Raw genomic sequence first — 12154 nt, 5'->3', positions numbered from 1 at the left:
GGCTACAGCCCGTCGTGGCCCAGCGCAGCGGCCAGGCGCTCGACCAGGTCGTGGGCGGCGTCGGGGATGACCGTGCCGGGCGGGAAGACCGCCGTCGCCCCCATCTCCAGCAGGGTGGCCACGTCATGCGGCGGGATCACCCCGCCCACGACGATCATGATGTCGTCGCGGCCCTCCTCCGCCAGCTGCTCGCGCAGCGCGGGGACGAGGGTGAGATGGCCCGCCGCGAGCGAGGAGACGCCCACGACGTGCACATCCGCCTCCACCGCCTGCCGGGCCACCTCGGCCGGGGTCTGGAACAGGGGGCCGACGTCCACGTCGAAACCCAGGTCGGCGAACGCGGAGGCGATCACCTTCTGGCCGCGGTCGTGACCGTCCTGGCCCATCTTGGCGACGAGGATGCGCGGACGGCGGCCTTCCGCCTCCTCGAAGCGGTCGGCCAGGCTCCTGGTCCGTTCCACGGACGGCGACTCCCCTGCCTCGTTGCGGTACACGCCGGAGATGGTACGGATCTGGCCCGCGTGCCGTCCGTACACCTTCTCCAGGGCGTCCGAGATCTCCCCGACGGTGGCCTTCGCCCGGGCCGCGTTCACCGCGAGCGCCAGCAGGTTGCTCTCGAGTCCGGCACCGGAGTCCCGCCCGGCGGCCTCGGTCAGCGCGCGCAGCGCGTCCCGGCAGGCTGTCTCGTCGCGCTCCTCGCGCAGGCGGCGCAGCTTGGCGATCTGCTGGGCGCGCACGGAGGAGTTGTCGACCTTGAGGACGTCGATCGCCTCGTCGCTCGCGACGCGGTACTTGTTGACGCCGATGACCGGCTGCCGCCCGGAGTCGATCCGGGCCTGGGTGCGCGCCGCCGCCTCCTCCACCCGCAGCTTGGGGATCCCCGCGTCGATGGCCTGCGCCATGCCGCCGGCCGCCTCGACCTCCCGGATGTGCTGCCAGGCACGGCGTGCCAGGTCGTGGGTGAGCTTCTCGACGTACGCGCTGCCGCCCCAGGGGTCGATCACCCGGCAGGTGCCGGACTCCTGCTGGAGCACCAGCTGGGTGTTGCGGGCGATGCGGGCGGAGAAGTCGGTGGGCAGCGCCAGGGCCTCGTCGAGGGCGTTGGTGTGCAGGGACTGGGTGTGGCCCTGGGTCGCCGCCATGGCCTCCACGCAGGTGCGGGTGACGTTGTTGAAGACGTCCTGCGCGGTGAGGGACCAGCCGGAGGTCTGCGAATGGGTGCGCAGCGACAGCGACTTGGCGTTCTGCGGTTCGAACTGCCTGACCAGTTTGGCCCACAGCAGCCGCGCCGCGCGCAGCTTGGCGACCTCCATGAAGAAGTTCATGCCGATCGCCCAGAAGAAGGACAGGCGCGGCGCGAAGGCGTCCACGTCCAGACCCGCGTCCCGTCCGGCGCGCAGGTACTCCACCCCGTCGGCGAGGGTGTACGCCAGCTCCAGGTCGGCCGTCGCGCCGGCCTCCTGGATGTGGTAGCCGGAGATGGAGATGGAGTTGTACCGGGGCATCCGCTGCGAGGTGTACGCGAAGATGTCGGAGATGATCCGCATCGAGGGGCGCGGCGGGTAGATGTAGGTGTTGCGGACCATGAACTCCTTGAGGATGTCGTTCTGGATGGTCCCCGCCAGCTTCTCGGGCGGTACGCCCTGCTCCTCCGCCGCGACGATGTAGAGCGCGAGCACGGGCAGCACGGCGCCGTTCATCGTCATCGACACCGTCATCCGGTCCAGCGGGATGCCGTCGAAGAGCCGCCGCATGTCGTAGATCGAGTCGATGGCGACGCCCGCCATGCCGACGTCGCCGGTGACGCGCGGATGGTCGCTGTCGTAGCCGCGGTGCGTGGGCAGGTCGAAGGCGACCGAGAGGCCCTTCTGGCCGGCGGCGAGGTTGCGCCGGTAGAAGGCGTTGGACTCCTCGGCGGTGGAGAAGCCCGCGTACTGGCGGATCGTCCACGGCTGGTTGACGTACATCGTGGGGTACGGGCCGCGCAGATACGGCGCGACGCCCGGGTAGGTGCCGAGGAAGTCCAGGCCCTCCAGGTCGCGTCCGGTGTAGAGCGGCTTGACGCCGATGCCCTCCGGTGTCTCCCAGACCAGGTCGTCGGCGCTGCTGCCGGTGCGCTCCTTGACGGCGGCGCGCCACTGCTCCTCGGTGGCCCCGGCGGCGGGGGTGCCCGGGCCGAGGGCGACCTCGGAGAAGTCGGGGATCTGCGTATCGGGTCCGTTCACCGGGCCGTTCACCGGGCCACTCCCATGCGGTCGAGTACGGAGGACAGTACGCCGACCGCGTCGCAGCCCGTGAAGACGTAGGCGTCGACGCCCGGGTACCCGCCGGGGCGGCCGGCGAGGAAGACCTGGCGGGCTCCGGCGGACCTGAGGGCCTCGGCGACCTCCTCGGCCTGCTCCTCGTACAGCGCGTCGCCGGAGCAGAGGCAGGCGACCGAGGCGCCGCTGCGGGCGAAGGCGCCGGCGGCCGTGGCGGCGTCGACGGTCACCGGGTCGTGGACCGGTTCGACACCGCCCGCCTGGAACAGGTTCGAGGCGAACGCCACCCGCGCGGTGTGCGCGGAGGCGGGTCCGAGCGCGGCGAGGAAGACGCGGGGGCGGGTGCCGGTCGCGGCCAGATGGGCGTCGGAGCGGGCGCGCAGGGCCTCGTAGTCCTCGTCGCGGCGTACCCGGGGCAGTCCGCCCCCGGGGCGGACGGCTGCCGGGCGGACGGCTGCCGGTGCGGGCTCGCGCTCGACGGGCTGCTCGTCGAGGAACGGGAACTCGCTGACACCGGTCACGGGTTCACGGCGCTCGGCGAGCCCGCGCTTGCGCTCCGCCCAGGTGGCGGCGATGCGCTCGCCGACCAGTCCGGAGCGCAGGGCCTCACCCTGGCCCCCGGCGCGCTCCAGTTCCTGGAAGAACGCCCACGCCGCGTGGGCGAGTTCGTCGGTGAGCCGCTCCACGTACCAGGATCCGCCCGCGGGGTCGGCGACCCGGCCGAGGTGCGACTCCTCCAGCAGGATGGAGGAGGTGTTGCGGGCGATGCGGCGGGCGAAGGCGTCCGGCAGGCCGAGTTCGTGGTCGAAGGGCAGCACGGTCACGGCGTCCGCGCCGCCGACGCCCGCGCCGAGGCAGGCGACGGTGGTGCGCAGCATGTTCACGTACGGGTCGCGGCGGGTCATCATCACCGGCGAGGTCACGGCGTGCTGGCGCTGGGCGGCGCCCGCGTCCCCGGCGGCACCGGACGCCTCGGCCACCCTGGCCCACAGCCGGCGGGCGGCGCGCAGTTTGGCGACGGTGAGGAACTGGTCGGCGGTCGCGGCGTAGCGGAACTCCAGCTGCCGAAGGGCGTCCCCGGTCGCCAGTCCGGCGGCGGTCAGGGCCCGGAGGTAGGCGACTCCGGTCGCGATCGACGCCCCCAGCTCCTGCCCGGCGGACGCCCCGGCCTCGTGGTACGGCAGCGCGTCGACGGTCAGCGCGCGCAGTGCCGGGTACCGGTCGCGGGTGCGGCGGGCGAGTTCCACCGCCGCCTCGGTGTCCACGCCTTCCCCGGTGCGGGCGGACATGCCCAGCGGGTCGGCGCCGAGGTTGCCCCGTGCCTCCTCGCGCGGGACGCCGCGCTCCGCGTAGAGCCGCAGCAGTTCGCCGGCGGCGGCCGCGGTGTCCGGGCCGGCGTCGAGGACGACCGGGGCGAGGTCGAGGTAGACGCCGTCGAGGGCCCGGGCGAGGCCCGTCACCGGCACGCCCGCCTCCCCGACGGTGAGCCAGAGCGAGGTGGCGCCGTTCTCGAGGTCGCCGAGGACGGCCTCGTTGGTGCGGTCGGCCTCCGGGCGCCCGTGGCGCTGGCGCACGTCCCAGCCGCCGACCGGCCGGCTGCCGCGCAGATACGGCGCGAAGCCGGGATAGCCGGCGTCGGGCGCGGTGTCCCGCGCGGTGTAGAGGGGGCTCGCCACGAGCCCGTCGTCCAGGGCTGTCGCCAGCGCCTCTTCCGCCGCCGCGCCCGACACGTCCTTGCCCGATGTGCGCAGCACACCCTCGACCAGGCGCTGCCACTGCTCATGGGTGGCGTCGGGGAACTCGGAGGCGAGCGTGAGCCCGTCATCAGGCAGAACCGTCATGCTCGGATGCTAGGGCAGGGTTACGGATGAGCAGGATAGGAGACGGCTGTGACCTTGCTCGCTGATTTGGCACTCGGTGCCGCTTCACCGTCCGACAAGCGCGCGATGTCCGATACGCACACCGCCTGTGCACCGCCGGCGCCCTGCCCGCCGTGGGCACACGATACGGCGTCCCTGACATGAGGCATCGCGCAGCGTGCCCTGCCCGGGCCCTACCGGCCCGGGCAGGGCACGCTGCGGCGCCGTTCGTCACACCTCAAGCGCACGTCAGACCCGCGCGCCCGGCGCACGGCGGGAACGCGACCCGGCCGGCACTCGGGCGCCTCGCGGGCCGGGCGGCCGAACCGGGCGGTGGGAGCGTGTGCCGCGGTCAGTCCGACGTGCCGCGCGGTACGGCGATGTCGGTGAGCAGGGAGCCCCCGGGCGCGGCCTCGGGCCATGACGTCTGCTGGGTCAGCACCGCGATGGCCGACGTCGGGAACTTCTCCTCGACCCGCTGGAGGGTGTCGCCCAGCCCTTCCGACGCCAGCAGCAGCACGAACTCCTCGAGCGCCGGATTGTGGCCGACGAGGAGCAGGGTCGCCACCTCGTCCGGGGTTTCCCGTACGACGGCGAGCAGGTCGATGGCGTCCGCCCCGTAGAGCCGCGCGTCATGGCGGGCCGCCGGGCCGGTGGGAAGTTCCCGGGCGGCGAGGTCCCAGGTCTCGCGGGCCCGGACTGCGGTCGAGCACACCACGAGGTCGGGGACGCAGCCGGCGTCCCGCAGCCAGCGGCCCGCGGCGGGGGCGTCGCGCAGCCCGCGCTCGGCCAGTGGCCGCTCGGCATCGGCCACGCCGGGCGGCCGGGCGGACTTCGCATGCCTGAGGACGACCAGTCGTCGGAGAGTCGTCATGGGGCCTCCACCCGTCGGGCCTCCACCCTCGGTGAGCGGCGACAGTCTGTCTCTGGGCCGCAAGCTTTCCACTCCCCGGCGGACCGGGCCAGTGCACATCGCCGATCACCGCGGTCCGGCCACCGGGAGTGCACTCCTGTGCTTCCCGGACGGAGGCCCGTGGCGGGCGACGGCCCGGTCCGCACCCCGGCGGGGCGGGCGCCGCGGCGGGCGCCCGGGACAGCCGGCGGGAGCGGCTCTCCGGTGTGACGGGCGCCAGGGCCAGCACCCCGGGCTCCCCCGGCACCACGAGGCGACGGCGCCTCGCCGGACAGGCCGGGCGGAGCCCCGGGGCGACCGCTCCCTTCCCCAGTGGTGGCCTCCCCCGCGTGGGAGAGACTGGGAGCAGGGACCGGGAGCGGAGTCCGGGAGCGGAGTCCGGGCACCCCGGAGCGAAGACCGGAGAACACACACGCGGAGACAGGAAGCCGAGGCGCTCCGACTCAGGCGAGGCTGGTTGCAATGGGCACAGGCGGCGTCCCCCGGCGCGGAGTCGGACGCGGGCACAACGCGGCGGGCGGCTGGGCCACGATCGTGGTGGACGCGCGGGGCATGGTGACCGGATGGAGTCCGTCGGCCCGGCGGCTACTCGGCCACCCGGCCGACCGGGTTCTGGGCCGCCCCGCCGTCGAACTGCTGGCCACGGCAACCGAGGGAGCCGCCCGGGGAGCGGCACCGGCGCCCGCCGCGCCCCCGGCCACCGGAACCGGACCGGCCGCGGCGGCAGGTCCCGGCTCGGAACCGGCCCCCCCACCCGCTGCGGAGCCCGCCTCGCGCGACCTCGCGGAGCCCGGCCTCCCACCCGAGCCGGACCCCCCACCCGCTGCGGAAGCGGGCTTCGGCTCCGTGCTGCTGCGGCACGGAAACGGCGGGCTGGTCGCCTGCCGCATCGGCATCCGACCGGCGGCGGCCGACGGGCCCGACGCGGGCTGGGAGGTGCTGCTCGGTCCGGCCGCGACGGAACCGGCGCCCGAGACCGAACTCGACAAGGCTCTGCTCGAGGCGCTGTTCACCCGCTCACCGGTGGGCCTGTTCGTCGTCGACCCCCGGCTCCGCCTCATCCGTGTCAACCCTGCCGCGGAGGGCATGCAGGGCGCGGCCGTCGAGGCCGCGCTGGGGAAGCGGCCGAGGGATGTGTGGCCCGAGTTCAGTGCCGACGTCGCGGAGCGGGTGATGGGACGGGTGCTCCGCACCGGCCGGCCGGTCATCGGCTGGGAGAAGCGCGGCAAACCGCCCGGCGACCCCCACCGCGAGCATGTGTACTCGACCTCCTCGTTCCGGTTGGAGGACGCCGAAGGCCGTGTCCTCGGGGGCGCGGAAGCCGCGGTGGACGTCACCGAGCGCCATCGGGCTCAGGAGCGGCTGACGCTGCTCGCCGAGGGCGGGGCCCGCATCGGGACGAGCCTCGAGGTCATGCGCACGGCGCAGGAGCTGGCGGAGGTGACGGTGCCACGGCTCGCCGACAGCATGGCCGTGGAGGTCCTGGAAGAGGTGCTCGCCGGCGAGGAGGTCTTCCCCGGGCCGGTGCGCCCCGGGGCCGTGCTGCGCCGTGCCGCCTCCCTGGCGGCCGGCCCGGCGGAACCGGCCGGCGTCTACGCGGACGGCGAGGTCAGCTCCTTCCCCTCCGCCGCCCCGGCTCTCGACGCGCTCACCGACCTGCGGCCGCGGCTGGTCGGCTCCGTGGCGGCCGACAGCGCGTGGGTGCTGAAGGACCCGGCACGCGGTGCACGGATCCTCCAGGACGGGGTCCACTCGCTGATGGTCGTACCGCTGGTGGCGCAGGAACGCGTCCTCGGCGTGGCCACCTTCTACCGCTGGGGTGCACAGGGGCCGTTCGGCGACGACGATCTGACCCTCGCGACGGAACTCGCCGGGCGTACCGCGTTGTGCCTGGACAACACGCGCCGGTACCTGCGTGAGCGCAACACGCTCCTGGCGCTGCAGCGCAGCCTGCTGCCCGGGGAGCTGCCGCACCACCACGGGGTGGAGGTGGCGCATGAGTACGTGCACGCGGGCACCGGCGGGGACTGGGTCGACGTCGTCCCGCTGTCGGGGGCGCGGGTCGCGCTCGTGGCCGGCAGCGTCCCCGGACGCGGCGTCGCCACCGCCGCCGCCATGGGACGGCTCCGGGCAGCGGTGCACACCCTGTCGGACCTGGACCTGGACCCAGAGGAACTGCTCGCCCGCATGGACGACCTGGTGCGGCGCCTCGGCGGCGGCGACGGTACGCGTGAGGCCTTCGCCGGACGGCGGTCCGGCGGGGGCGAGCGGCCCCCCGCCGGGGCGAGCGGAACCCAGGCCGCGGACGAGGCCCGCGCCCCCGCCACGGGCGAGGAGACCGGGTGCACCTGCCTGTATCTCACCTACGATCCGATCTCGCAGCGCTGCGCCGTCGCGAGCGCCGGCCATCCCGCTCCGGCCCTGGCGCACCCGGACGGCACGGTCAGGCTCATCGGCGTCCCGGCGGCCGCCCCGCTGGGACGCCCCGGAGCGCCGCTGCGCAGGACGGAGGTCGACCTGCCGGAGAACGCGGTGCTCGTGCTCTACACACCGGGTCTGCTGCAGGCGGGCGCGGACGGCGCACCCCCGGGCCCGCCGGGCCCGTCCCGCCGCGCGTCCATGGGCCGGGCCGACCCGTCCGGTGCGGGCGGGCCCGGCGGACCACGCACCGCCGGGAACGAGCCGGGGTGGCCGTCGGACCGGTGGGCCGACGGCGACGGCCCGCCGGACGAACGCCTTGGCGGCGGGAACACCCCGGCCGCCGAGGGGACCGGTCCGGCCGCACCGTCCGACGGTGCGGGGCCCGCCGCGAGCAGCGGGGGCGACGCCGCGGAACAGGCCGGGGCACGGCTCCTGGGGATACTCGCGCGTGCCCCGGGTTCCGTGCGGGAGACCTGCCGGATGCTGCCCGAGGCGCTGATGCCCGCCCACCCGCGGCAGGACGCGGCCCTGCTCGTGGCGCGTACACACGCGCTCGGCCCGGGCCGGGTCGCGAGCTGGGACCTGCCAGGCGATCCGGCCGTCGTCTCCACCGCCCGCTCCCTCGTGACCCGCCAGCTGTCCGCCTGGGCGCTCGACGACGCCGCGTTCGCCACCGAACTGATCGCGAGCGAGCTGGTCACCAACGCGATCCGGTACGCGGATGCGCCCATTCGGCTGCGCCTGATCCGCGACCACGTCCTGACCTGCGAGGTGTCCGACGGCAGCAGCACCTCGCCGAGGCTGCGCCACGCCCGTACGACCGACGAGGGCGGCCGGGGCCTGCTGCTGGTGGCCCGGTGCTCCGAGCGCTGGGGCACGCGCTACACCGAGAACGGCAAGACCATCTGGGCCGAGCAGGCCGTCGTCTGAGGGTCCGTCCCTCCTCCCGGCCCCGGCTCCCCCGCACGCCCTGCGGCAGACGGCACGCGCTGCCCCGTCCACCCCGCCCGTCCGCCTGCCCCGGTGCTGCGGCCGACGACAGCAGCACGGTCCCCCGGTCGGCCGGCCGGCCGGACGGACGGTCGGCCGGACAGCCGGACGGACGGACAGCCGGACGGACGGCGTCCCGCGGACCCGGCCCGGAACCGCCGGAGCGGAGCCCTCAGGCCCAGGTCTGCGAGTAGTACTCCCGGTAGCTCCGGCGGCCCTGCGCCGTCTGGATCCAGCGGCTGACGACCAGCAGGACCAGACTCGCGCCGATGACGCCGACACCGGGGACGACCGCGCCGAGGGGCCCGAGCCCGGCGGCGATGTCGGTGACGATCCCCGGGCCGGACGTACCGCCCCACGGCGGCGCGGCGGCGCCCCCCGTACCCGCCCCCGGCGCGGTGCCGCCGGCGGGTGCGGACGGGTCGGCGGGAGCGTCGGACTGCCCGTCCGCACCGGCCGGCGGTGCCGGCGGCTGCCCGCTGAGCGCCACCCCGAGCGACGCCATCGCGCTGGTGACCGGCTGGAAGTAGGTGGTGCCGCCGCTGTCGCAGTCTCCGGTACCGCCCGAGGTGACTCCGAGCGCGATGCCCTGGGCGAACAGCGGGCCGCCGCTGTCCCCGGCCTCCGCGCAGACGGTGGTCTCGATCAGCCCGCCGACTGTGCCCTCGGGGTAGTTGACGGTCGCGCCGAGCGCGGTCACCCGCCCGGAGCGCAGTCCGGTGGTACTTCCGCTGCGGAAGACCTCCTGGCCGACCGCGGGATCGGCCGCCCCGGTGATCCGCACACCTCTGCCCTCACCGATGGCCACGATGCCGGCGGCGGCCGTGTCGGGCACGGCGTCCTCGTCGTAGCGCACCAGGGAGTAGTCGCCGCCCGGGAAGCTGCCGGCGACCGTGCTGCCGACCCGGTCGTTCCGTCCGCGGTCGCCGAACCAGTCGGTACCGACGGGCCCGCAGTGGCCCGCGGTGAGGACGAACGACCGACGGCCGTCGGTGACGTTGAAGCCGGCGGAGCACCGGCTGGCCCCGCCGAACATCGGTGCGGCCCCGTTCAGCCGGGTGGTGAAGGTCCCCTGGCTGCGTTCCATGCGGACGAAGCCGCCGATGTCCTCGGCGAGTTCGGTCAGGCGCGACCAGTCGGAGGCGGACACGGTGCGGTCGGCGCGTACCACGACCTCGTTGGTGCGGTAGTTCACCGCCCACGCGGTTCCCGTCACCCTCGGCGCGCCGCGCAGCGTCTCGGTGGCCGAGTGGAGTTCGTCCGTGCTGTGGCGCACCACCTTGGGGTCGGCGCCGGCCCTGCGCACCTCGGCCGCGGCTCCCCGGTCGGTCACGGCGACGACGGGGCGGCCGTCGTCCCCGACCCAGCTTCCCGCGGTCCGGGACGTGCCGAGGCGCTCGAGCACCGCACCCCCGGGTGCGGTGGGCGGCGCGGCGGGCGCCGCGGCGGACCCGGGCGCCCTGGTCTCCCCCGCCATCGCGTCGGAGACCATCAGTGAGCCGCAGACCAGCCCGCCGACCGCTGCCAGCCGGGCGATCCGCTGCAGGTTCCGTCGTGCGTGCCTCATCCGCGGCCCCAAGGTCGTACCGACACGGTGTCACCAGGTGTGCGGGGCCCGGCCAGGGAGGCGGCCCCGGCCCCACCGTCTATACGCGGCCCGGCGCGGCGCCGTTCAACTCCTCAGTCGTCCCGGCGCCGCGGGCTCCCCTCCGCGGGCCGGGACTGCCGTGCCCGCAGGACCGCCGCCGTCCGTGCGCACCAGTCGGCCGTCTCCTGCTCGAAGCGCAGGCCCCGCAGACAGGTGAGGTAAGGCCCGACGCGGTCCGCGGTGGCGAGATAGGCCTCCTCGTCGAGGTCGCCGCGCAGCCGCCGCAGGAAGCGCTCGAAGATGTCGGTCTTGGCGGCGGCCATCGCGGCGCGTTCGTCGAGTTGCTCGACCACCGGGCCGACGGGCGCGCTGTCCGCGGCCTGCACCTTGACCATGAGGTCGTCACGGATGAAGGACGGTCTCGCCGCGGTCTCCGCGAAGCGCGCCAACTCCCGCAGCCCCTCGTCGGTGAGAGTGAACAGGCGCTTCGGCGGGCGGGTTCGCTGGACCACTCGGCGGCCCTCGACCAGGCCGGCCTTCTCCAGTTTCGCGAGCTCCAGATAGAGCTGCTGCGGCAGTGCGTGCCAGAAGTTCGCCACCCCGAGGTCGAAGGCCTTGGCGAGCTGGTAGCCGCTGGACTCCCCGTCCAGCAGGGCCGCGAGCACCGCATGGCGCAGCGCCATGTCCCCGCCTCCGCTCCGTGTCGTGTCCCGTTGCCGACCGTGCGCAGCCTACTCAACGGCCCGGGGTGACTCCGTCACCAGAACGGGAGCGGACGGCGGGGGAGCCCGGCCGCCACCGCAGGCCGCTGCCCTCACCGGCACCCCGAGGACGCCGGCACCCGAGCGCATTCCGACGGATACCCGTCGGACGAGGGAGCCGGTGCGCGGCGTAGCGGAGGTCGCTCCCCCACCGGGGGTCTGCCGGGGATGGTCCGCAGTCATCGAGCCTGCTCACGGAGGAACAAACCGACACGCGCGGGTGCGACGGGGAACCGGCAGGGGGAAACGTTCATACAGTGGCCTTCGAGTCATCGCAGAGGGTCTCGGCGCCACCATGGATCCGGGCGCCTGTCTTCCATGGACGCGGAGGTCTCCGTGCTCGGGCATCGCGACTCCCCGCCCCGGCGACGGGTTCACGGCCACGGCCGCAGCCACAGCGCCCTCGCCGGGCCCTCGGGGCGGCGGCGGTCGTGCCGGGCCGCGGGTGGCGCGTGATGGGGTGGGCGGGGAGAGCGCTCGGCTCCCGGGAACGGCACACACGGGAGCCGCGTCAGGTGCGGACGGCCATGTCGGTGCTCGCACTCGGGATGTTCGTGGCCGCCTTCGACCAGACGGCTCTCGGCGTTGCCCTGCCCAGCCTGGTGGCCGACCTCGGCAACGTGCACGACCTGGTGTGGGTCGTGGGGGCCAACCTGCTGGCCGCTACGGTCTCCGCCCCGCTCTGGGGGAAGTTCGGCGACATATACGGCAGGCGCCGGGTCCTTCAGGCCGACCTGCTGACTCTGCTGGTGGGCTGCGTCCTGGCAGGGGCCGCCCAGAGCATGGCGCAGCTCATCGCCTTCCGGATCGTCCAGGGCATCGGCAGCGGCGGACTGGTGGTGCTCGCGCTGGCGACGGTGAGCGATCTGGTGCCGCCCGGCGAGCGAGGACGCCGGCAGGGCTCCCTCAACGCGGTGTTCGCCGTCGGCACGGGACTGGCGCCGCTGGCGGGCGGCCTGCTCACCGAGTACTCCTCCTGGCGCTGGGTCTTCTACGGCACCGCCGTCCTCAGCGCCCTGGCGTTCGCCGGCGGCAGCCTGGCCCTGCGTATCCCCGCACCTCGGCAGGAGCGCCGCGGCTTCGACTACCTCGGCCTGGGACTCCTCGCCGCTCTCAGTACCTGCCTGATGCTGGGCGTCTCGCTCGGGGGACCACCCCGGCAGGCCTGGCAGGTGATCGTGTTCGTCGTGCTGGCCGTGCTGCTCGGCGGGCTGTTCCTGTCCCACGAGCACCGCGGAAGATTTCAAGTCCAATGAGACGGTTGTGATGCTATGAGGTTTGTGGTGCGGGTTCCCTGCGCTTGGCCGGGTCGTTGATCCAAGCGGTCTGGGGTATCTGGGGTGGTCGGGGGCGTCGGCCGA

Annotated in this window: 7 protein-coding genes; 2 read left to right on the top strand and 5 right to left on the bottom strand. The window is 74.7% G+C overall.

The window, feature by feature from the left end; all coding sequences use genetic code 11:
- Window positions 1–2 precede the first annotated feature (2 nt).
- The 3 genes from scpA to SCWH03_RS25570 all read right to left on the bottom strand — a co-directional run bounded on the left by scpA (window position 3) and on the right by SCWH03_RS25570 (window position 4994).
- Window positions 3–2225, bottom strand: coding sequence for a methylmalonyl-CoA mutase (gene scpA, locus SCWH03_RS25580; protein ID WP_173266850.1), 2223 nt, complete (start codon window positions 2223–2225; stop codon window positions 3–5).
- A gap of 8 nt (window positions 2226–2233) precedes the next feature.
- A complete protein-coding gene (locus SCWH03_RS25575) occupies window positions 2234–4102 on the bottom strand; it encodes a methylmalonyl-CoA mutase family protein (RefSeq protein WP_173266849.1) in 1869 nt (622 codons plus the stop codon).
- Window positions 4103–4472: 370 nt separating this feature from the next.
- Window positions 4473–4994 carry a SixA phosphatase family protein gene (locus SCWH03_RS25570; protein ID WP_173266847.1) on the bottom strand — a complete coding sequence of 174 codons (522 nt, stop codon included), beginning with the start codon at window positions 4992–4994 and terminating at the stop codon, window positions 4473–4475.
- Between the two features lie 501 nt (window positions 4995–5495).
- On the opposite strand from SCWH03_RS25570, the gene SCWH03_RS25565 reads away from it, so the two are divergent.
- Complete coding sequence (locus tag SCWH03_RS25565; protein WP_173266845.1) at window positions 5496–8384, top strand: SpoIIE family protein phosphatase; 2889 nt, start codon at window positions 5496–5498, stop codon at window positions 8382–8384.
- A 232-nt stretch (window positions 8385–8616) separates the two neighbouring features.
- Here the strand turns inward: SCWH03_RS25565 and SCWH03_RS25560 are convergent, their stop codons facing one another.
- Together SCWH03_RS25560 and SCWH03_RS25555 are read right to left on the bottom strand one after the other, a co-directional pair.
- On the bottom strand, window positions 8617–10011 hold the full coding sequence (locus tag SCWH03_RS25560; protein WP_173266843.1) for a S1 family peptidase: 1395 nt from the start codon (window positions 10009–10011) through the stop codon (window positions 8617–8619).
- 113 nt (window positions 10012–10124) lie between these two features.
- On the bottom strand, window positions 10125–10715 hold the full coding sequence (locus tag SCWH03_RS25555) for a PadR family transcriptional regulator (RefSeq protein ID WP_173266841.1): 591 nt from the start codon (window positions 10713–10715) through the stop codon (window positions 10125–10127).
- A 533-nt stretch (window positions 10716–11248) separates the two neighbouring features.
- Between SCWH03_RS25555 and SCWH03_RS25550 the strand changes: the two genes are divergently transcribed.
- Window positions 11249–12049, top strand: a complete 801-nt coding sequence (locus SCWH03_RS25550) for an MFS transporter (protein ID WP_272491128.1) — start codon at window positions 11249–11251, stop codon at window positions 12047–12049.
- The last annotated feature ends 105 nt before the right edge of the window (window positions 12050–12154 follow it).

Source organism: Streptomyces pacificus (assembly GCF_011766325.1).
GTDB classification, from domain to species: Bacteria; Actinomycetota; Actinomycetes; order Streptomycetales; family Streptomycetaceae; genus Streptomyces; species Streptomyces pacificus.
Note: the sequence above shows the minus strand (reverse complement) of the source record. Positions and strands in the feature narration are given on the sequence as shown.

Excerpts from the sequence above, each read along its gene's own strand:
- SCWH03_RS25575 (WP_173266849.1), bottom strand. The coding sequence starts at position 4,102 with ATGACGGTTCTGCCTGATGACGGGCTCACGCTCGCCTCCGAGTTCCCC.
- SCWH03_RS25570 (WP_173266847.1), bottom strand. The coding sequence starts at position 4,994 with ATGACGACTCTCCGACGACTGGTCGTCCTCAGGCATGCGAAGTCCGCC.
- SCWH03_RS25565 (WP_173266845.1), top strand. The coding sequence starts at position 5,496 with ATGGGCACAGGCGGCGTCCCCCGGCGCGGAGTCGGACGCGGGCACAAC.
- SCWH03_RS25560 (WP_173266843.1), bottom strand. The coding sequence starts at position 10,011 with ATGAGGCACGCACGACGGAACCTGCAGCGGATCGCCCGGCTGGCAGCG.
- SCWH03_RS25555 (WP_173266841.1), bottom strand. The coding sequence starts at position 10,715 with ATGGCGCTGCGCCATGCGGTGCTCGCGGCCCTGCTGGACGGGGAGTCC.
- SCWH03_RS25550 (WP_272491128.1), top strand. The coding sequence starts at position 11,249 with ATGGGGTGGGCGGGGAGAGCGCTCGGCTCCCGGGAACGGCACACACGG.